This is a genomic window from Deltaproteobacteria bacterium, assembly GCA_016208165.1.
Taxonomy (GTDB): Bacteria; Desulfobacterota; Desulfarculia; order JACQYL01; family JACQYL01; genus JACQYL01.
Genome location: JACQYL010000041.1, coordinates 1 through 21,561 on the forward strand (window position 1 = coordinate 1; position 21,561 = coordinate 21,561).

The 21,561-nt window shown below is 54.7% G+C and carries 15 protein-coding genes and 4 riboswitches; of the genes, 6 read left to right on the plus strand and 9 right to left on the minus strand.

Annotated features, from left to right (window positions below; translation table 11 throughout):
* Positions 1-2,300 (minus strand): proline dehydrogenase family protein (locus HY788_08670; GenBank protein MBI4774236.1); only part of this gene is annotated, 2,300 nt, incomplete at its 3' end.
* A gap of 283 nt (positions 2,301-2,583) precedes the next feature.
* Between HY788_08670 and HY788_08675 the strand changes: the two genes are divergently transcribed.
* A complete protein-coding gene (locus tag HY788_08675) occupies positions 2,584-3,699 on the plus strand; it encodes a class I SAM-dependent methyltransferase (protein ID MBI4774237.1) in 1,116 nt (371 codons plus the stop codon).
* A 122-nt stretch (positions 3,700-3,821) separates the two neighbouring features.
* Here the strand turns inward: HY788_08675 and HY788_08680 are convergent, their stop codons facing one another.
* From HY788_08680 to HY788_08705, 6 genes are all read right to left on the minus strand, one after another.
* Positions 3,822-4,460 carry a hypothetical protein gene (locus HY788_08680; GenBank protein MBI4774238.1) on the minus strand — a complete coding sequence of 213 codons (639 nt, stop codon included), beginning with the start codon at positions 4,458-4,460 and terminating at the stop codon, positions 3,822-3,824.
* 50 nt (positions 4,461-4,510) lie between these two features.
* A riboswitch (cyclic di-GMP riboswitch) is annotated at positions 4,511-4,586 on the minus strand.
* A 283-nt stretch (positions 4,587-4,869) separates the two neighbouring features.
* Positions 4,870-7,611, minus strand: coding sequence for an AMP-binding protein (locus HY788_08685; protein ID MBI4774239.1), 2,742 nt, complete (start codon positions 7,609-7,611; stop codon positions 4,870-4,872).
* 331 nt (positions 7,612-7,942) lie between these two features.
* Positions 7,943-8,545, minus strand: a complete 603-nt coding sequence (locus HY788_08690; GenBank protein MBI4774240.1) for a hypothetical protein — start codon at positions 8,543-8,545, stop codon at positions 7,943-7,945.
* Between the two features lie 47 nt (positions 8,546-8,592).
* Positions 8,593-8,668: riboswitch (cyclic di-GMP riboswitch) on the minus strand.
* Positions 8,669-9,066: 398 nt separating this feature from the next.
* Positions 9,067-9,327 carry a hypothetical protein gene (locus tag HY788_08695; GenBank protein MBI4774241.1) on the minus strand — a complete coding sequence of 87 codons (261 nt, stop codon included), beginning with the start codon at positions 9,325-9,327 and terminating at the stop codon, positions 9,067-9,069.
* Positions 9,324-9,941 (minus strand): hypothetical protein, encoded by a 618-nt coding sequence (locus HY788_08700; GenBank protein MBI4774242.1) that lies wholly within the window; start codon positions 9,939-9,941, stop codon positions 9,324-9,326. Before HY788_08700 ends, HY788_08695 begins: the two co-directional genes overlap by 4 nt.
* 48 nt (positions 9,942-9,989) lie before the next feature.
* Positions 9,990-10,065, minus strand: a riboswitch (cyclic di-GMP riboswitch).
* A gap of 229 nt (positions 10,066-10,294) precedes the next feature.
* Positions 10,295-10,897, minus strand: coding sequence for a VPLPA-CTERM sorting domain-containing protein (locus tag HY788_08705; GenBank protein MBI4774243.1), 603 nt, complete (start codon positions 10,895-10,897; stop codon positions 10,295-10,297).
* Positions 10,898-10,972: 75 nt separating this feature from the next.
* A riboswitch (cyclic di-GMP riboswitch) is annotated at positions 10,973-11,048 on the minus strand.
* A gap of 502 nt (positions 11,049-11,550) precedes the next feature.
* On the opposite strand from HY788_08705, the gene HY788_08710 reads away from it, so the two are divergent.
* The 4 genes from HY788_08710 to HY788_08725 all read left to right on the plus strand — a co-directional run bounded on the left by HY788_08710 (position 11,551) and on the right by HY788_08725 (position 14,113).
* Positions 11,551-12,210 (plus strand): TetR/AcrR family transcriptional regulator, encoded by a 660-nt coding sequence (locus HY788_08710; GenBank protein MBI4774244.1) that lies wholly within the window; start codon positions 11,551-11,553, stop codon positions 12,208-12,210.
* Positions 12,211-12,357: 147 nt separating this feature from the next.
* Entirely contained in the window at positions 12,358-12,546 is a 189-nt protein-coding gene (locus tag HY788_08715) for an enoyl-CoA hydratase/isomerase family protein (protein ID MBI4774245.1), read from the plus strand.
* 63 nt (positions 12,547-12,609) lie between these two features.
* Positions 12,610-13,143, plus strand: a complete 534-nt coding sequence (locus HY788_08720) for an enoyl-CoA hydratase/isomerase family protein (protein ID MBI4774246.1) — start codon at positions 12,610-12,612, stop codon at positions 13,141-13,143.
* A gap of 115 nt (positions 13,144-13,258) precedes the next feature.
* A complete protein-coding gene (locus HY788_08725; GenBank protein MBI4774247.1) occupies positions 13,259-14,113 on the plus strand; it encodes a 3-hydroxybutyryl-CoA dehydrogenase in 855 nt (284 codons plus the stop codon).
* 205 nt (positions 14,114-14,318) lie between these two features.
* On the opposite strand, the gene HY788_08730 is transcribed toward HY788_08725, so the two are convergent.
* Positions 14,319-16,427: a PAS domain S-box protein gene (locus HY788_08730; protein MBI4774248.1), complete on the minus strand. Its 2,109-nt coding sequence runs from the start codon at positions 16,425-16,427 to the stop codon at positions 14,319-14,321.
* A gap of 803 nt (positions 16,428-17,230) precedes the next feature.
* Between HY788_08730 and HY788_08735 the strand changes: the two genes are divergently transcribed.
* Positions 17,231-19,726, plus strand: coding sequence for a transporter substrate-binding domain-containing protein (locus tag HY788_08735; GenBank protein ID MBI4774249.1), 2,496 nt, complete (start codon positions 17,231-17,233; stop codon positions 19,724-19,726).
* 36 nt (positions 19,727-19,762) lie between these two features.
* Here HY788_08735 and HY788_08740 read toward each other — a convergent pair whose 3' ends face one another.
* Complete coding sequence (locus tag HY788_08740) at positions 19,763-20,830, minus strand: DUF362 domain-containing protein (protein MBI4774250.1); 1,068 nt, start codon at positions 20,828-20,830, stop codon at positions 19,763-19,765.
* Positions 20,831-21,561: the final 731 nt, after the last annotated feature.

Below are 21,561 nucleotides of genomic sequence, written 5' to 3' on the forward strand. Positions count from 1 at the left end.
TAACCGAAGGCGGACTGGGTGATGCCGATGACGGCTTGATCCGGGTCTCCGCTTTCGTCCAAAATGATGGCGTTTTTGCCTCCCAGCTCGGCGATGACTTTCCTTATGATTCGCTGACCAGGATACACGTGTGAGCCTTTTCGAATCAGCCCCAGCCCAACTTCTTTGGACCCGGTGAACACCACGAGCGCCACTTCCGGGTGCTTCAACAACGCGTCACCGAGTTCCTCGCCCGTTCCCGGCAGTATATTCAGGACGCCGTCGGGCAAGCCGCTTTCCCGAAAAAACCGGCTTAAAACGAATGCCATGACGGGCGTCTGGCTCGAGGGCTTGAGAACCACGGTGTTACCGGCGACAATGGCGGCGCTCGTCATGCCTGTGGCAATGGAAAGCGGGAAATTCCACGGGGAAATAACCACCGCCACGCCCCGGGGTATCATTTCCACCTCGTTGATTTCGCCCGGAATCTGTTGCGTCTCGATTGTCTTTCCGAGCCGGATCGCATCCCTTCCGTAGTATTCGAGAAAATCAACGGCCTCACACACATCGGCGTCCGCCTCTCGTCTGATCTTCCCCGATTCTTTCATCATTAGGGCGATGAGAAACGCTTTCTCGCGCCGCATGCGCTCCGCTGTCTCGAACAGAACTCGGGCCCGTTCCTCCGGCCGCACCCCCCTCCAGCTCAAGAACGCCCGATGCGCGGCATCCACGGCGAGGTCGGCGTGAGCGGGTTCCGCCTTGGATACGAAGCCGATCACTTCTGATCGATCGGACGGATTGATGGATTCGAAACAATTACGAGCCCGGACCTCTTTTCCATCGATTATAAGAGGGTGATCCTTTCCCAGGGAGTCTTTCACGTCTTCAAGCGCTCGGGAAACGAGATCGCGGTTCTCTTCCACGGAAAAATCCAGTACCGGCTCGTTCACAAAGGGCCTGCGGGAGGTGTCGGTTTCCGGCCTCGCGAAGGCTATCTTCGACGGACGTTCGGAAGAGAGGTGTTGTGGGGGTTTTAGAAGACCCTCGAGGGAAGATTTTTCGATACTACTGGTCTCAAGGGCCCTGAGGAAAGACTCATTGGCGCTGTTCTCCAGGATTCTCCTCACCAAATACCCCATTCCCGGTATGAGTTCGCCGTAGGGAATGTAAAGGCGGGTGGGAACTCCCATCTTTAGCAGAGGATCAGTAAGCGGTTCACCCATGCCGTAGAGCAGTTGAAATTCGAAATGTTGCGCGTCCAGGGCCTCCGCCGCCGCCAGTGCGTTGGATAGGCTTCGTACGTTGTGGCTCGCAATCGCCGGTACGATGTACTCGTTGTGCTTGAGGAGGAGCCTCGACAGTCTCTCGAAATTCGCATCCGTCTCCCGCTTTCGGGCAAACACCGGCGCCGGCCACCCGAGACGCTTGGCTTTGATGACCTCATAGTCCCAGTAAGCGCCTTTGACCAACCGGATGATGAGCGGGTGACGGCGGCTCTCCGCCCATTGGATCAGGGAACGGATCCGCTGCTCGGAATCCCTGAGGTAAGCCTGTATCGCTATGCCTGCGTTGAAATGTTCGAATCGATTTTCGTCGAGCAATTCGGTCAGAATATCGGCGGTGATTCCGAGCGATTCGTATGTTTCCGCGTCCAGGGTCACAGTGGCATGGCAGGACTGCGCCATGGAAAAGATTTTTCGAAGCCGATTCTTGACCCTTTCGGCGGTCCCTTGCGGGTTGACCGGATCGAACTGGGAAAACAAGGACGACAGCTTAAGGGATATGCTGATGTCGGAACCGTCCTCGAGTGACGAAGAAAGCTTCTCGAGAAGGTTCAGATAATCGTGCATGTATCGGTCCGCCTCGACTTCACTGATGACCTCCTCGCCGAGAAAATCCACCGTAAACAGCAGCCCTCGCCGCTGAAGAGCTCGAATGGTTCCCAGGGCCTTGGTTACGTTGGACCCGCAGATGAAGTATCGAGCCAGCCGCTCGGTGGCGGAATGGATCATCTTCGCAGGAAGGGCGTCCGCCCCATAGCGGTCCAATAGCGACAATCCCTTTACCAGAGACGTCAGATGGGCTTCTCCCAAATATTCCTGAAGATGCCGGGTCGTGCTTTCAGCCCCCCGCAGAACCGGATATACGTCTATGAAACGCAAGACCTGCGTTTTGAACTCGTCGTTCCGGAAGCACTGTTCGAGCAATCTGGACTTCCACCATCCCGGTGACCAGAGTGACGGTTTCTTCTCTTCCATGTAGGAGAACATCCGTTCTCCGATTTGCCGTATCCTGGCTTCCAACTCCATGGATTCCACCATGCTGCGTTCTCCGCGGTCCACAGATGGGCGTGTCACACGTTCCTGGTGATTTCAGCGCACCGTTCATGAAAAAGAACCGGTTCCGTGAACGGCGCCGTCGGTACGCCGAGGCGCCGGCGGCAAATTCAATCTTGCATCAAGGGAGCGAAGATGTCAAAAGGGATGATGCTTCTGGAAAAGTCGACGAAATGCCTCGGCCGGACGCATGCGCAAATGAAGCGGGCATTTCAGCCTTTTTGAGGGCTTTTCAGCCACAACACACGTTGTTCCTGGAGAATACGCCATGGCCAACCTGATCGTTTGTTGTTTTCCCGGAGACGAAATCGCCCTTTTCGGAAATGCGGTACTCGGCAAGAATGATGAACAGTGGAAGGCCCTTCTCGTGTGTCCCGATCCGTTGGCCGGTCAATCTTACGAACAGGCTGCAGGTGCGTGGCGTACATCCTGTGTGGAATTGGGAGTGGAACCCCTGAAAAGCCTGAACCTCCCCTTTCTTCCGACGAAACAGTACGATTGGGGGGAACTCTCCGGCCTGATCCGGCCTTTCCTGAAATCCTGCGACAAGGTGTACGTTCCGGACCTCGAAGACGTTTCCTTCTTTCGACGGATGGTGAGTTTCTCCGCGGCGAGACACGCGACGTCCGTATGGGCGGAAGCGGTCTCAGGAGTCGGGGACGCCATTCACATATTGGATAGAAATCAGATAAACCGACTTTTCGGAATCGCCAATCAGCACTATGCCCTGCGACTTCGGGAAAAAAGGTTAGTTACCCAGGACTTTCGATCGGTCCGGCAATACCGCTGCCTGAGCGGAGAGACGGCGCTCCGGTTCTCGCACCAGTGGCTGTCCACGAACACACCGGACATTATGGACGACGACCCGTGGGACATTGGGAATTCAGTTTTCGAGCAAGAACGCCACCGGCTGGAACTGGCCGCGCTCCAACAATTGGAGTGGAATACCCTGGTCGAGATCGGAGGATGCGTGGGCGCCTTTACCCATCGGTTGGTGGAGGCTTTCCCGGGGAAGGATATCTGCGTGTACGAGCCCAACGCTCACTTCGCCGCAACGCTTGCCCGGCGCCTGGGTCAACGAGTTCGAGTGGTTCACGGCGGCGTCGGGAACCTGACGGAATCGTTCGACGTGGTGTTCGCCTCGAGTGTACTCTACTATCTCAAGAGGTTCCCTTTGAGCCTGTTGGACAGCGCCAATCGCTATTTCGTTACGAGCCATATCCGATGGTATCACGAGGAGATCGTCGGGCCGGTCTTTTTGGCGGCGGGCTGGAACGCGGTTTACGAGCACGAACTGCTCCCGGCCATCGAGGACTTCTGTTGCATACCCATTCTCCGGGAAGGAGCCTGCATAGTAGCCCATGAACGGCCGCACGCGGCGTAACGGCTTGCCTGCGGTCCCAGCCCGCCGGGCAGGTGCGCGTGCGATGCTCTCCCGTTTGCTCGGAATAGAAAAGGCAGGGCCGTTCCGGGTCCTGCCTTCCCCATACAGTGCTTCTTGAAAGCTTACTTTTTGATCTTCTTTCGAAATCCAACCAGGCCCAGAAGGCCCGCGCCGAACAGCCAGACGGCTCCAGGAATGGGGACCACGCACTGGGTGGCTATGGCTGCGTAGGTTTTCAGCGGCAAGGGACAATTGACGCCGACAAGATCGTCCCCCGTAACGTTAAAATCAAAATACACGTTTTCCCAACAAGGGTTCGGCTCGATCTTGAACGACCACTCGGTGAAGTAGTATTTATATCCGCCGATCCACACTTCATATTGATCCGTAACCTCTAGATTCGTCACCTCAAATCCACCGGGAGTGGACACGGACACGTCGTACGCAACGTTGTAGGTGGACCCAAACTTTACCCACCCCTCCTTGTATGGGTTCATGTGGTCATAGTTGTTCGCAAGGATGGCGAGATCATGGCCCTGGTAGTCAGTGGTGAGTAAAGGTTGGTTGAGCGGCCCTGGGTTGGTTCCCCAATCCGTGGGTGACATGTAAGGTGTGGCAGCGCCGTTCCAATGCCAATACGCCCACAGAGTGTTGTAGTCATCCGCCCAGTCCGGAAACCATCCGGGCGCTGAGTTTGCGTATACCAACCCCGGCACCAAAAAGACGCAGAGAAACGCGACTAATAGAACCCTTCTCTTCATTGTTCGTCCTCCTTAGTTTTGCTGCATAAAAAAAGCCGAGTTGCCTCCCTCCAGGCAACCCGGCTGTCTCTCTTGAGATCCGTGGCTTTCCGCACCCGACTCACAACGGGATTGGCTTTATCTGGCTATTCAAGTTGTCAAATAGTTACCTTGTAGTGTATCGGAATCCATTCAAGTCGTCAAGTAAAAAATGCAGTACAAAAAAAGATGGCAGAGGAAGGAAGACTCCCGGAATCCATCCTAGTTTTCCACGGCAAGATAGTCCCCTGCTTGCCATTTGAGAAATACTCCGCAGCCGGTAGGTCTAGCTGTTTGAACGCGTGGATACTTCTTGATCATCCGGCAATATCAGACGATGAAGCTAAAACCTTTGGAACACTTTCCGACTTGAGGGGCGGCATCGGGCCAATCATATGGTACCCATCCCAAAATCGAATCCTTTTTTGCCCTCGTATCCACGCTTCATTTCCGCTATCCGTTCCTCTAATCCCTGTGCAATGCGGTCCTCGGGTCTTTCGCCTTTTCCCCGCCGCTCCAGTTCTCTCGGGTCAATCGGTTTGCCGAATACTACGGTGATCGGATGAAACCGTTTCAGAAACCTTCCCGGCGGCAGCGCCTGATCGGCGCCTTGTATCAACACCGGAACCACTTTTACTGGAAAGTGATTCAGGATAAAGCCGATGCCGGACTTGAAGGCCTGCAGTTCACCTGTATGGGATCGCTGACCTTCGGGAAACCAAACCAAGCTTCTTTCCCGCTTCAGGACTTCAGCTCCGAATGCAAGGCTGGAAAGCGCAGCCTTTTCCGGATCGATGGGGACCACTTGTCCCAGCCGGCTGATAAAACGGTTGAACCAGTTGGCGAAAGCCGCACCCGTCCAGCCGCCCCAGTAGGTTTGCCGCAGGATCTGGAATTCAAGGGCCGCCGCAAGGGCGAACGGATCGAGATAGCTGATATGGTTAGGGGCCATAACAAAAGGTCCTCTCAGCGGCAGGTGCTCTCTCCCTATTGTGTTCAAGCCAAAGGCGTTTTTTATAAGAAATCGGTTGAATAAGAAAAGAATTCGGACGACCATCGTCATACGAGGCCCCAACGGCTCGAGCCATCGTTCTCCCTGTCGGCTCAGAAAGCGCTCCGGATACTCAAAGAATGACACTTCCGGCCTGCGGGTGTCGACTGAACCGGAAGCTTCCGACACTTTTCGCAGCAGATCTCGCACGACGTCGATTTCGCCGATCGCTCTATCGTCGAGTTCCACACCGGTGCGTTGTGCAATTTCCAGCGTCAGATTCAACCAGCCCATGGAATCGATGCCCAGGTCGAGAAGAGGGCTTGCGTCCGGTGAAAGAGGCTGATCGTGATACCGGCGAGCCAACAGGTTCCAGACGTTTGTGGCCGCCCGATTGTTCAAAAGCTCACGGTCTTCGGTGGACATATCCTCGAATGATATGGGTCCGTGGATGTCCCGCCCTCCGGAATTTGCCCGATCTTTTGCCCGATCGTAGCGTTCGTGTAGCAAATGCCGCTTGACTTTCCCGAGTCGTGTTCGCTCCAGCGGCTCACGCGAAATCACAAAATCCGAAATCCGCTGATAGGAAGGTATCCGCTTCGATTCGGCTTCAATCGCCCGCTTCACCGCTTGGGGAATATCCTCAAGGCCGCGCTTGCGGATTTCGGACACCTCCGGTATGACAACCGCCGTGAGTTTTCCGTCTTCTTGAAAAATCCCGATCTCCCGAATCATTGGACTTCGGCCGTAGGATGTTTCCACCTCCTTGGGCTGGATATTTTCTCCCCCCGGAGTGACGATGAGAGCGGAAAGGCGTCCGGTAATGAAAAGGTACCCATCATCATCAAAATAGCCGAGGTCCCCGGTCCGGAACCAGGCATCGTCGGTAAAACTTTCTTTGGTTCTTTCGGGCATGTTGTGATATCCGGAAAAAATGTTGGGACCCCTGGCCTGAATTTCTCCGGTTGGTTTCGTTTCAGTGCCGCGTTGTTGCAAGGCTTTCCCGCCGGCGGAAGAATCGATTCGGATCTCTACCCCGGATATGGGCCGGCCGACGCTCCCGATCCTGATCTTGCCGGGCGGGTCCAGGGTCAATAGGGGAGCCGTTTCGGTCAGTCCGTAACCCACGGAAACCTGCCAGCCCAGACCCTCCAATTTGCGCGCCAGCAACGGATCCAGAGCGGAGCCCCCGGAGGCCAGTATGGAAAGCTTAGGTCCGATCCTCTTGTGAAGAGGCTTGAAGAGCCATTTTCCGGCGGATAGACCGGCCCGTTCTCGTAGCCTCCCGGATAAGCCCACCAGGGAGTTGAAGAGATTTCCCGCTACGTTGCTTCGGGATCGGATCATGGACTCGATTCCTCCATACATTGCCTGATACAGACGCGGAACGCCGATGAGGATGGTCGCTTCCCCTTCCCTTACAGCTCGAAGAATTTCCGGCCCTGTCAAGGACCTGGGGAAAATGACCGGAACTCCGGAAGCCAACGGACCCAGCACTCCGATGACCAATGGGTAAGCATGGTGCAAAGGGAGCGGCAGGAGCATACGGTCGGCCTTGCCGATCAGACCGGTTTTGACTAGAGTGTCCAGTTGGAAGGTAATATTCTTGTGGGTCAGGGGCACCCCCTTGGGCGGGCCGGTGGTGCCCGAGGTGTAAAAAAGGATGGCCCGATCCGAAGCACGGGCGGAAGGGAGATCTCCCCCGTCGTCCAGCGCCGTCCGGCGCCAAATTCGCTGGTCTTCAAGGTCGCCGTCGAGCAGAATCGTTTTTTCGTTCTCGGCGTTTATTCTTTTCAACCGTTCCATACCGCCGGCGTCGGCGAATATCCAACGGGCGCCGCAATCCTTTAGTATTCCGGAGAGCACATCATCATCCAGTTGCGTATCCAAAGGAACCACCACTCCGCCGGCTCGGACGACGGCCAGACACGCCAGGATCCAATGAGCCCCGGCGCCGGCCAGAATCGCCACCGTATCCCCCACCGAAAGGCCGTCGTCTATCAAGCCCTGGGCCAGCGTTCGACTGGATTCCCCGAGTGTCCGGTACGTCCGCATTTCCATGCCCCCTTTTTGCACGGTCAAAACGGCCGGCTTTTCTCCGTATCCGGACAGCCCGTCGATCAAAGACATCAACGTTTCCATGTAACGTTCACTTCCCTCGTATCGTCCAAGGCTCAGTCACAGCCATCGAACAGCGATGATCGGTAGCACTTACATCTAGATATAGACAGCTGCCCGGTACACTAGGGTAAATGCCGGTTTCGATGGAAGCATGGAAACTATTTGCTGTTGATCGTCATCCGCTCTTCAGCCTATCGCCGGCGAACAGATGTGGACCGATGTCGAGGCCACCGGGAGACGGGATGTGGTTTCCCTTAATGAAGATGGATACGATGCAGCGGCAACCGGAAAAGAACGAAGGCAGGACCCCTCGTTGGGTCCTGCCTTCGTTATAAAGGCACATTAGTAAAACCTACTTTTTGGATCTTTTCTTGCGGAATCCCACCAAGCCCAGCAGACCGGAACCGAGAAGCCACAGCGCTCCGGGGATAGGTACGGCCTCGCACTCTTTCAGCTTGAAGGTCACGTCGAAGTAGCCCGTCTCCTCCCAGCCAAAGTTAGCCTCGTCCGGGCTGATGAAGGCCAGCAGCTCATAATTGAACGCTCCGTCGGTGAAGGAGAACAGGGTGGGATTGTCGAGATCCACCGCCCATCGCTTGCTGAACGAATTCCATGAGAAGTATCCGTAGGACTCTCCGGAGACGGCCTGACCGCCGGCCGAAGGCACTGAGAAATTGAACGTCAGGGTGAGAGGTATCGTGGCGTAATCATCGAGGTTCAATGCGCTCTCGGTGTTGTACAGATAGAACAGGTTGTCGAAGTATACAGAGTCATACTCATCACAGTCGGGGCAGTAGAGATCGAAGGTTACCGGGGACGAGGTCAATCCTCCCCCAAGAACCAATCCGGGGTCCGACGAGCCCACGGTGAGGCTATCCAGTTGAAACGTGACCGCCTGAGCCGGCAGGCTCAGCAACAATAAACCCAAAAACACCAAAACACACATTCGCTTCATTTCGCCCTCCTTATGCTGAACGAACAAAAAAGCCGAACTGCCTCCTACCAGGCAGCTCGGCTATCTCGTTTGAGATCCGTGGCTTTCCGCCCCCGTCTCGCAACGGGGTCGGCTTTTTCTGGTCCCCACCTCTCTCAAGAAGTCGGCGGGTAGTCACTACATATAGTTGTATTGTACTCGCACCCCCCGCAAATCGTCAAAGAAAAAATGTATTACAAAATCATTTCCTTCTCAAGAAAACCGAACCTATCGAAACTATTTGCAATCTTTCAGAGTAAAAACATGAGATTTTGATCCACGCAATTCACTTATTAGAGGATATCAAAAATGTATGAACGTTTTTAGGACATTTCTGCTTACAACTTATTCTGCTAAAATAAGAAAAGCTCCAACAGCGTTGAAGAGGTTATCCTATACCCCTGCTGACTAAACACGAGGATGGTGGTTTCCGGCAAAGGCCAAGCGGATTTTATTGAAGATAAAAAAAACCGTAAACCCGCAAGCTGGCTCGGCAGCTACGCCTAGCCCAAACGGAGCGTTGAGGCCGAGAGACTCCGGAGATGAATCGAATCCGGGCTCATTGACCCGCGGGACAAAATGTCCAACCCTACCTTGACGCACTGGACATAGGGGCGGATATCGAGGGCTTCATCCTTGATGATGGACTGCGAAAGAGTCCGGGCAGCCTTTCCGGCGCTCGTTAGTAAACCGAAGATGCGCACAAAAAAAGGCAGGACCACGATGGCCCTGCCTTCCACCTTAAGCTCTTTGTGAAAACTCACATTCTGAACCTCTTGCGGAATCCCACCAGTCCCACCAGCCCCGCGCCCAGCAGCCAAACGGCTCCTGGAATGGGAACCACGCACTTGGTGGCCAGAGCTACGACATACTCCGGCAGGCAGTCCCCGGTGGCGCAATTCGTCATCCCTACCGGTTGATTGGAGACGAAGTCAATAAATATCTTTTCAAAGCACGGATTCGGCTCCAGCTCAAAACTCCAAATGTAATAAAACTTCCCATATTCGTCCGAAAATCCGTAATCCAGCAATTCACCCACATCGTTGTCGAAGCTACTCACAGCATACAGAGTGGGTGATGGCAGCGGCACCGAAATCGCAAGCAACACCCAACCGATCTTGAGAGGATTTAAGTTATCGTAGTTGGCCGCCTCGATCTTGAAACCCGGCCCATTCGCCCACCAGGACATGTTCGGTTTAATCAGCGAATCCTCCGGGTTCGTACCCCAGTTGCTGGGATTTCCCACCTTGTTGTTCCAGATCGCCCAGAGGGTAAGATCGCTGTCCTTCCAGTCCGGCCACGGAATGGCGTTGGCATATACCAGCGCCGGCACTAGAAAGACACAAAGAAACGTCAGTAATACGAGCCTCCTTTTCACTCTTCGCTCTCCCTTGTAACAGGCATAAAAAAACCGCGTTACCCCCACTCAGGCAACCCGGCCATCTCCCTTGAGATCCGTGGCTTTCCGCACCCGCCTCACGACGGGGAAGGCTTTATCTGGACCCTCAAATTTTCAAACATCTAAAAAATATTCTATTCGCTACTTCGCCGGTCGTCAACAAAAAACGCAATACAAAACGGTTTACCCGCAGAAAATACGCCGTTTTGGCCTGTTTTCGTGATCTTACTTTGGAACACACGAACGATCCTTGGACCAAGGCTTCTTCGTCATTCTGAAAAAGGGGCAGGACCCGAGGGTCCTGCCTTTTTGAGGCGTGTCGGTTAGGTTTACTATTGAGACTTTTTCCTTCGGAATCCGACCAATGCCGCCAAACCGGACCCGAGGAGCCATAGCGCGCCGGGGATCGGCACGGCCTCGCACTCTTTCAGCTTGAAGGTCACGTCGAAGTAGCCCGTCTCAGTCCAACCAAAGTTGGCCTCACCGGGGCTGATCACTGCCAGCAGCTCATAATTGAACGCTCCGTCCGTAAAGGAGAACAGGGTGGGATTGTCGAGATCCACTGCCCACCGCCGGCCGAACGGATTCAGTGAAAAGTATCCCACTGATTCCCCCGAGACAATCTGGCCGGCCGACGAAGGTAATGAGAAATTGAATGTCAGGGTCAGAGGTATCCACGCAAAGTCATCTTCCAGATTTAACGCGCTCTCGGTGTTATAGAGATAGAACAGGTCGTCGAAGTGCACGGAGTCATACCCACATTCGGGGCAGTCGAGGTTGAAGTTCACCGGGGCCCTGTAGTTCAGCCCTCCCCCGAGAACCAACCCGGGGTCCGACGAGCCTACTGTGAGGCTGTCCAGTTGAAAGGTGACGGCGTGAGCCGGCAGGCTCATCGCCAGTAAAGCAAGAAACGCCAAAACAACCACGCGCTTCATTCCGCCCTCCTTGGTTTTGAAACGTAAGTGAACGCGCCGAGGCCCCGGCGGGAAAAAGCCGGCCTACCTCTCCCTCCAGGCAACCCGGCCGTCTCTATTGAGATCCGTGGCTTTCCGCACCCGCCTCACGACGGGATCGGCTTTATCTGCCTCCTAGTACTCCTTAGTACCCACTAAGTGCTTATAGTATATTTTACTTGTTCCCCCCATAATTCGTCAATGAAAAAGGAATTTTAAGAAACTGTTTCTTGCTTTTTGAAACAGAACTTGTTGAACCCATTCGTAATCTTTTGTACTAGCATACGAAATCCATATTAATACGAAGAGACATCGAATCAAGCTAGGGAATATACTAGCTGTTGTAAGAAATATACTATGCCTTCTAGGAAATGTCTGCCCGACACCTGTTCTCTGCAAAAAGATGAAAACTATAAAAAAGCAAAGCAACTTAATCTGTACCTATCGATAGGAAACAAGAATTCAATGAAAAAAAGCGCAGCCAAGACCATTTACAGACCGGTACCAGCCGGCGTTCGTTTGCGTAGTTCCAATTTCTTTCTACCCCTTTCAGAGTTCCACCTGTCCAAACGCGACGGTTGACATTCTTTCCCGCATGAGGCAGACTGAATTCTACCAATCGTATGGTAGGTTCAATGAAAACTGAAGCCTCGAAAAGCCGTAACGTGACTCGCCGGCAACTGCTCGATGTTTCCGCCAGGCTCTTTCATTGGAAGGGATTCCGCGGAACGTCCATGCAGGACATCGCTTCCGATTTGGGTATCAAGAAAGGCTCGATCTACTATTACATCTCCTCCAAAGACGAGCTCCTCCTGGATATAGCCCGCGCCGCCATGAAACTGCTCATCGATGCCGGGGAAAAGGCCGCGTTCTCGACCCTCCCCCCCGAAGAAAAGCTGCGGGAATTGATTCGATCCCATGTGCGCCTGACCTGCGAGCATCCGGATCTGTTCGCGGTCACCCTTCACGATCTGACTCCCGCAAACGCGTCTTCCTTTTGGAATGAAGCGGTCAAACTAAGGGACCGATACGAATCCCTGCTGCGTGGCATTATCAGAGCCGGTAAGCAGACCGGCGCTTTCAGAGAGGTCGATGAGAAACTCGCCGGCTTTGCTCTCCTCGGAATGATCAACTGGCTGATACGATGGTACGATCCCGGAGGTCCTCGCTCCCCGGACATCATCGCCGATCTCTGGTCCGATCTATTCTTGAATGGGCTGGGGGCGCCCCAACCGGACGAAGAACCACTTGAGAAGGAGTCCGAGGGCCGCATTCGCGCCGCTCGGGACAAGTGACCGGCCGACCGGGCCCAGACATCGGATCGGAAACAGAGGAAAACGGTGCTCCACAGGTATTATCTAACGATCGGTTGGTCAACGCCCTCCTGGAATCGTGACCAGGGCACTGCAAATCCATAGCGCAACCAAAGGAGGCACAATCAGATGAGTGATTCGGTTTTATGTGAACGCAAAGAGGGTGTGGCATGGATTACGTTGAACCGTCCGGACGCCTATAACGCCATCACCGTGGAATTCATGCAAAGATTGATCGGCTGCCTGGACGCAGCCGAAGCAGACGCGGACATAGGAGTTGTGGTGATCACGGGCGCCGGGAAAGCCTGGTGCGCCTGAGGCGATCTGGGTGAACTGGGCGGGTTAGGAAATTCATCGATTAACCAGCGCAGGCGCTTTCTGGTGGTTTTCAGAAGTATGATCGAAACCGTGCGCCGCCTTTCCAAACCCGTCATCGCGGCGGTCAACGGCTATTGCATCGGAGGCGGGAATGAACTGCACGTAGCCTGCGACCTCAGCATCGCCTCTGAAAAGGCCAAATTCGGGCAGGCGGGCCCCCGGGTCGGATCCATACCGGTGATGGGAGCCACTCAGGTTATGCCCATGCTGGTTGGAGAGAAACGCGCCAAGGAAATCATTTTCCTATGCCGCACCTATACGGCGGAGCAGGCTGAAAAGATGGGCTGGATCAACAAGGTAGTACCGCACGAGCAACTGCTGCCCGAAACGGAGCAGTGGTGCCTGGAGCTTTTGGCCATGAGTCCGACCTCGTTGGCCGTTTCCAAAAAAAGCATCAATTTCTATTCCAACCTCGCCGTCCAGAATATGGAAGCGAATATCGAGGGCCTCGCCCTGTATTGGGGTACCGAAGAATCAAAAGAAGGCTTTGCAGCGTTCAAAGAAAAACGGAAAGCCGAATTCAAGAAGTACCTCTGACACGGCTCGAAAGCCGGAACGGCGCTTTACGGACAAGCCGCTTTTCCGGACCACCGCGAGAGGAACTTCCGGCCGGACGCTGCGCGCGGCCGAACGAACAGGCAAAGGAGAAGGCATGGAACTGAAAAACGTTTGTGTGGTGGGCATGGGAACCATGGGCAGCCAGATCGGAATCGTCTGCGCCAGGGCGGGTTTCAACACCACCATGGTGGACGTATCTAAGGAACAAGTCGAAAACGGCCTCAAAAATATACGATCTTTTCTCGGCGGCCAGGTGAAGAAACAAAAACTGGATCAGGATTCCATGGACCAGATCCTCAAGAGGATCACAGCGGGTACGGATCTTCGCGAGGCCGTCGTGGAAGCGAATATCGTCATTGAGGCGGTATTCGAAGACGTGAATATGAAAAAGGACATCTTCAAAAAAATAGACGGGGACAGTCCCAGGGATACCGTGGTCGCGAGCAATACATCCACCCTCTGGATCGCCGAACTGGCCGCCTCCACGTCGCGCCCCGAAGCCTTCATCGGAACGCACTTCCTGATACCTGCTGCTTTGACTCCCCTCGTGGAGGTGGTGCGGGGACCTGAAACGTCGGATGAAACGTGCAACAAAGTCATCGGGTTTCTCGAAACGTGCGGCAAGCAGACCGTGATTGTTGCGGATTCCCCCGGTTTCGTGATCAATCGGTTGTATCTCCCCATGGTCAATGAGGCCTTCTTCGCTTTGGAGACGAATCTGGCCACGCCCGAGGAGATCGACAGAAGCTGCACCAAAGGTCTGGGTTTTCCTCTCGGCCCGCTGGCTGCCGCCGACGCCTTCGGCCTCGATATACTTCTGGCGTGTCTGAACACGCTGCATAGAGAGTTGGGAGACAAGTACCGGCCCTGTCCCCTGCTCGTGAAGCTGGTGAAGGCAGGCCGCCTGGGCAGAAAGACGGGTAAAGGAGTCTACGACTATCGAGGGTAAGACCTGTTCCGCCAAGTCCGGGTAAACGGAAGGCCGGCCGTCGAATGAGGCTCCGGCTCTTTTCGGCTAAGGTCTTCAACGATTTCAGCGTCGGGGCTTCGTCCCGCGCGATCGAAAAGAACCGACGGGACGGTTCCGGGCAGCCGAAACATCCATGCGCATCCAACACCGGTTTCGAGGACCTCGCAGTATCGGGGTTCTCGAACTATTTCCGATCCAGCAGGGCTCTGACCGCCTCGGCCACCTCCCGAGCAACCAGAGGCTTCATCAGAAACCGTCGGATCCCCAGCTCCGTCGCCTTTTCCTCCGACATGCCTTCGCTGTACCCGGTGCAGATGATGATAGGGATGTCCGGTCGGATCTGAAGCATTGACTTTGCCAATTCCGTGCCCGTAATCTGGGGCATGGTCATGTCCGTGATGACGATGTCGAAATCCCCCGGCCGGTCCCTGAACAGATCCAATGCCTCCCTGCTCGATGTCAGAACCGAAACCCGATACCCCTGACGCTCCAGTGTCTCTCCCGCCACCGCCGCAAGGGCCTCCTCGTCGTCCACAAAAAGGATGTGTTCCGTGCCCTTCGGAATCGACCCGATCCCCACCGGTATTTCTTTCGCAACGCTCTCTTCCACCAGAGGCAGGTAGACACTGAACGTCGAGCCTATTCCGGGCGAGCTGTGTACGGTGATCGCTCCGTCATGACTCTTTACAATGCCGTGAACCACGGCCAAACCCATGCCGGTACCCTCACCCGATTCCTTTGTTGTAAAGAAAGGTTCGAAGATGCGATGGAGGGTCTCTTCGCTCATTCCCTCGCCGTTATCGAATACATTGAGCCTGCAATACAATCCACGTTTGAGCTCGATATGCTTGGCGGGCGCTTTCCCATCAACGGCGACCCGATCGAGCCGAACACCCAGCACCCCCCCTTTCTTCCTCATCGCATGGGCGGCATTGGTGCACAAATTCAACAGCAACTGGTGTACTTGCGTCGGGTCAGCCAGTACAGTACCTGCATTCGCTTCCAGTTTTTGATGGATTTTAATGGTAGTCGGAATCGAGGCTCTCAACAACTTCATCGTTTCTTCGACGATGGATCCCACTTGAAGGGGCTTTCTCTCCGGATCGGTTCTTCGGCTGAAGCTCAAGATCCGGTATGTCAGTTCTTTTGCGCGATGAGCGGACTTGAGCACTTGCTCCAGGTCTCCTCTGGCGGATAGTCCGTCGGGGATCTCATCCAGTGCAAGCTCGACGTAGCCGATGATCGCCCCGAGGATATTGTTGAAATCGTGTGCAATGCCTCCCGCCAGCGTACCAATGGCCTCCATTTTCTGCGACTGCCGAAGTTGGGACTCGAGTCGGGCCTTCTCCGCCTCGGACCGCCGTCGCTCGGAAATGTCGCGAGTAATCCCGTGAATCCCGGCGAATCGTCCGTTCTTGTCCCGAAACGGTCTGGTTGTCACCTCGCCCCAAATCCTGGAACCGTCCTTGCGATTGTGTTCCAGTTCCCATCGCTCGGAATCATTCGCCCTATGCCCGGCCTTCTCGTTACGGATTCTCCGTTTGTAGGCAGTCCTCACAATTCGCGCCGAAGAGGGGGAGAAGATGCCGTCCAGATTCATTTTCATCATCTCTTCCGCCGAGTATCCCGTCAGACCTTCGACAGTGGGGCTCACATACGCAAAGCGAAAATCGGGACCTAATGTAAAGATGACATCACCTGAGTTCTCTACGAGCAGCCTGTACTTCTCTTCACTTTCCGCCAGCTTGTCGAGAGTTCTGCTATTATGAAAGGAAAGGGCCGCGATATCGGAAAACGCCATTGCAATCTCGGCATCCAGTTCCGAAAACCCCGTTTCTTTATTGGCAAGTCCAATCACACCTACGGTCTTTCTATGGACGTTCATGGGACAAAACATCATATTTTGAATGCTCACAGGCTGTCCGTGCTCTCTCCCCATGAACATGCTGCCGAGAAAGACGTTGCTGTACGTCACCTGAGCAGTCCAGTATGCTTTATCCCGTAAACGAACGATAGGCGCGGTCATTTCGGGTTCAACCGAATCGAAGCTTCCGCCATATGTCAAAAACAAACGTTCCAACTCGTGTTCGTCGTCACCTGAGACCTCAACATAGGCGACAGTCGCACCAATCGATTTCGTACACAAACCCAAAATCGTGCGCACTGCAGTCTCGAACTTCCGCTCCTGCAAAACGGTTCTGGACGCGGTCAGCAAGCATCGATACAGTTCGTTGGATGCCTTCAGGCCTTCACCCGATCGAATCCGCCCTGCAATATCTAGAACATGATCCAACACAAATCCCTCTTTCTCGAAATTGGCAGCTCCGTGCTCGAATGAGACCAAACGGAACCGTGTCTGTATTCTAAGAATGGAGTTTGGGAGTCCTCCCCCCAAATAAACCCGGTTTTGCTGCAAATCGTATCAAGGGGCTTATCCGGACCGGCGGCGGTCCAATCCCCCGGCATCGGCGCCCTCTTTCGGCTCGAAGCGTCGGATCGCTCCGGGTCCGTTATTGAACGATTCAAGGTCATTTCGATTGCTTGCGAAACTTGGTCGTTTTTTTGCGGACAGTCCCCCTGCGTATGAAAAAAGCCGCGCAGTCCTGCCTATTGTTTTCGTTGAGCGCCGGCGGACAGGAATCTTTTTCCTGTTTACAGCAAATAGCAAGATGCGTACCAAAACATAAGTATATGATTTTTTACGAATAATTTCAGCGGCCCTCGACCCATTGTACTGAAATTGAGCAGTCGAACCCTCGCCGCTGTTCAGAAATCTGGCAGTTCCTAGTCTTTGAGATAACCCCGGCGCACCAAAGCTGAATTGCGCCGCAACCGCTTTTTTGAGGGTGATCCGCATTCGTCAAGGAGGATATGTATTCGGAGGAGGTGTGTCTGTATTCCCCGAGGCGCCTGCGGCACAGGCCATAGGATGGTTGGAGGCCCTCGGCTTGGTCAGAGTTTGGGCGGGCGCGACGATGTCCGTGACGGATAGGTCGGAATGGTGTATACGTACTGATTACGCCGGAAATTCAATAATCCTACCCCGTGTCGCGGATCTGAAATCCTATATAGAGAACAGGCATTGAGTAGAGCGAAATGAAACGCGAAAAGATCACATTTCTTTTTATCATCCCAACTGTCTTCTTGTCTTCAATCCTTCTGTTTTCCGGTACCGGTCGCTCTCAGGACGCCGGCGTAAAACAGATTGTCGTCAGAGGGGACGACAGCTACCCTCCGTACGAATTCCTCGATGACGACGGACAGCCCGTGGGGTTCAATATCGACGTCATCCGGTCTATCGCCATCGCCATGGGGGTGGAACTGAAGCTGCGGCTCGGGCCTTGGAAGGAGGTGCGTGGGGACCTCGAAGCAGGGAACATCGACGCACTTTCAGGCATGTATTACTCGAAAGAGAGAGATCGGCTAGTGGATTTCTCTCAACCCCACATCGTAGTGACCTATGCGGTGTTCATCCCGAGAGGTTCGCCCATCCGCTCCATCGACGATATCCAAGAACGACGGGTCGTCGTACAGGAGGGCGACATCGGCGATGACTATCTTACGACAAAGAAGCTCGGCACCCGCATCATTCGGGTGGAAAATCCGGCCTCCGCTTTGCGTTTGCTCTCCGCGGGAGAGGCCGACTGCGCTCTCCTGCCCAGGCTGATGGGGCTTTACCTGATTACCCGGCACGGATTCACGAATGTTGAAGCCGTGGGATCGCCTGTCCTGGAACGTAAATATTGCTTCGCGGTGCGTCAGGGAGCTGCCGGCCTTCTCACCGTGTTGAATGAGGGCCTCAAGATCATTCAAGAAACCGGCCAGTATGACCGGATTTACTCCAAGTGGTTCGGAGTCTATGAAAAGCGCTCTTCCTTCCGGAATTTGATGCGGTACGCCTTTTGGATTGTAAGTCCTCTGTTGATTCTGCTGGGTTTGGCATTGGCGTGGACCCGGTCCCTGAAAAGAACGGTGGCCGGGAAAACGGCGGAATTGACGCACGAACTGGCGAAACGCGAGCGGATCGAGGCCGCGCTGAGGGAAAGTGAAGACAAATATCGCATGCTGGTGGATAACGCCCTGGATCCGATCTTCATCCTTCAGGACGAGGTGATGAAGTTCGCCAATCCCGTGACTCTGAAGCTGTCCGGATACACCATCGAGGAGCTGGGCCGACAGCCGTTCACCATTCTCCTTTATCCCGAAGACCGGGAGCGCATCTTGAACCTCTATCATCGCTGTTTGAAAGGCGAGGACATGCCTTCGAATCTCGTGCTGCGAATTACCAACAAAAAGAAAAGAGAATTATCGCTCGAGAGCAAACAGGTCCTGATCCAATGGAACGGTCGTCCGGCGATACTGATCATAGCGAGAGACGTCACTTTTCAACGTCAGGTGGAAGAGCAGTTGCGCCATTCTCAGAAAATGGAGGCCGTGGGCACACTGGCCGGCGGCATCGCTCATGATTTCAATAACATCCTCATGGCGATCATTGGATACTCGGAACTGGCCATGGATAAGGCCCGCACACCCGAACGCGGCTCTCGGGAGATCGAGGGAGCGCTTGAAGCCGCAGTGCGAGCGAAGAGCCTGGTAGAACAGATTCTTACGTTCAGCCGAAAAACCGAGACCAAGCTAACGCCGCTGAATCTGAACGGGGTGCTGGAACAAAGCGTGAAAATGCTCGAACGGACCATTCCCAAAATGATCCGCATTGAAACCAAGCTCGATAAAACCTTGAAGCCGGTGATGGGAGACGCCGGTCAGCTGAATCAATTGCTGCTCAATCTGGGCTCCAATGCAGCCGACGCCATGCCGCAAGGCGGCTCCCTGAGGATCACGTCCGGCAACCTGGTGCCGGATGCGGTCACCATAAAGAACCGGATCCAATTGGAGCCCGGCGAATACGCGATGGTGGAAGTCACCGATACGGGCCATGGTATGGACGAAGAGATCATCGAGCGGATTTTCGATCCGTTCTTTACCACAAAAGAGGTGGGGAAGGGCACCGGGCTTGGCCTGTCAGCCGCTTTCGGCGTTGTGAAGGCCCATGGAGGCCATATCACATGCTCGAGCAGGCCGGGCGCAGGCGCCACCTTCACCCTGTTTCTGCCGGTTCTTAAGGATGCAACGGTCCCCATGGCCGAGACGGAAACAGTGTCATGCGAAAACGGCCGTGGAAGCGAAACGGTTCTTGTGGTGGATGATGAAGAAGCGCTTCGGGATATCGGACGCAAAATTCTTGAAAAGAACGGCTATCAAGTCATCGAGGCGAGCACCGGAGAGGATGCGTTGGCCGTCTTCGAGACCAACGGCGACCGCGTGGACCTCGTCCTAGTGGACCTGGGCATGCCGGGCATGGGCGGGCTCAAATGCATTGAGGCCCTGAGGCGCATAAAGCCGCGCTTGAAGATTGTCATTACGAGCGGCTACGCCTTGGGAGAATCCGAGCAGCGGCTTGTGTCTTTGGGCAAGGCGGCTTTTGTAGCCAAGCCCTATGCACTCGGAGACCTGCTGCACACCATCCGCACCGTGCTGGACGGTGATGATCAGCGTCCCTCTCCCTCTCGCCTCCGGAACGGATCTTTCTGAAGAAGGCTGTGCGCGCACTCCACAAAGCAGGAGCGATCACTGAAGTGTAATCGCCTTTTCAGGACACATTTCCTGACAGCAGAAACAGGTAATACACGTATCCGCGTCCACCACCGGCAGGTCGTCCTGCATGGACAGGGCCGAGACCGGGCAGTGCTCGATGCAGGTCTGACAGGCGTTGCACAAGTCGGGGTCTGCTTTGGGCCGAAGCAGCGTCCTGCTGCGGATGAAGTTCTGTATGGCTTCGTTTTTGTGGAGGGCCTCGCCGCCCAGCGGTGGCAGCTTGAAGTCCGGGATGACCGTGAGGTCTCCGATAAGTTCGATAGCCCCTGAATCGAAATCGCCCAGACCCAATTCCTTTGCCTTTCTCATAAAACCAAGTTTGTGCGGCTCGAGACCCATCATTCGAGATATCGTGGCGTCCAGGGCCACGGCGTTGTCGGACGCCAGAATACGGTTGATGTTACGCAGATCTCGACCCGCCGGTCCGTTGCCTTCCATGCCCACCACGGCGTCCACGATGAAGAGATCCGGAACGCGCAGCCTGAACACATCTACGATCAGTTCGTGAAACCGCTTCGGGTTGCCGGCCATGCGGTGCAACGCGGCTTTCTGTGCGCCTGGAAGGATGCCGAAGCTGTTCTTGATGGCCCCGGTGATCACGGTCAGCCCATGGGTCTTGAATTTAGGCAAAGAGATGAACACGTCCGTTTCCATCACCGATCGAGAGACGCTCAGCCGATCCACGTAGTCGGGATTGAAATCCACCTCCAGACTCTCGGTGCTGATATTCCGGTAATACGCTCCGGCCGCTTCCAGGAGGCCTGCCTGCCGAAAGCTGGCTTCATTGGCTCCGTAACTGAACGCGCCCGGATTGTCGCCCACCACGATGGACGCCGGATTCCTCTTCTCCAGATGATGGATTACCGCCGCAAGCACGGCCGGATTCGTGACAATGCCCTCTTCAGCGTTCGATGCCCGAAGAACGTTGGGCTTAACCAGTACCTTTTTACCTGAAACGTCGAGAGGAAAAAGCTCGAACGCGAGCCCCACGGCTTCCAGACATGTGTTGTAATCCGCCGGATGGATCATGACTCGATGCATAATGGATTCCTTATCGATTGACCCTTTGGATCGTAGTTCAGTGATACCGCTACGGAACCGCTAGGCAAGCATCTTTCAGCCTTCCCATGAACTCGGGAGCGTCGTTTTCGTAGCGCATCTTGCGGACCCGAGGCAAAAGGGCGTCCGGTTAACAACCTTCGGGTACTGATTTGGAACGGCGATCCCGCTCCGTTCCGATACCGATGCTTTTCACGCCGGCGTCGGAACGCTGATGAAGTCGAAAAAATCAAAAAACATCATGTTACGTCATTCCGGCGGAAGGCGGAAGCCCGTATTTTAAACAGGTTCTGGACCCCGGCTTTCACCGGGGTGGCGTCTTTGCGGATTTTTTACGATGCCATCAACGTTTCGTTTCGGTTTCCCCGGACGGTCCAAGCGGACATACGTTCTTATTTTTCCACAAAACGATCCGAATGTCCCCACCTATTTGGGCGTTGCACGATTCGCCCCTGAAAACGATGCACCCGGTTCACCTGATCGGCCTGTTTCATACGGAAGACCAGGGCACGATAATGTTTCAAAATATCTTGACATGAAACGTGCTTCTGAATAGGATACGTTTCATAATGTTCATGGCAGGGTCCGGTTCAAAGGCGCCCACGTCATGAAAGGAGGACTCGCGGTTTGGATTCGATCTCGTTCGGGAACATCAAGGGCCTGTTTGATTCCACTGTAGAACTGTCCTCCCTAACCGACGAGCTGCCCTTGGG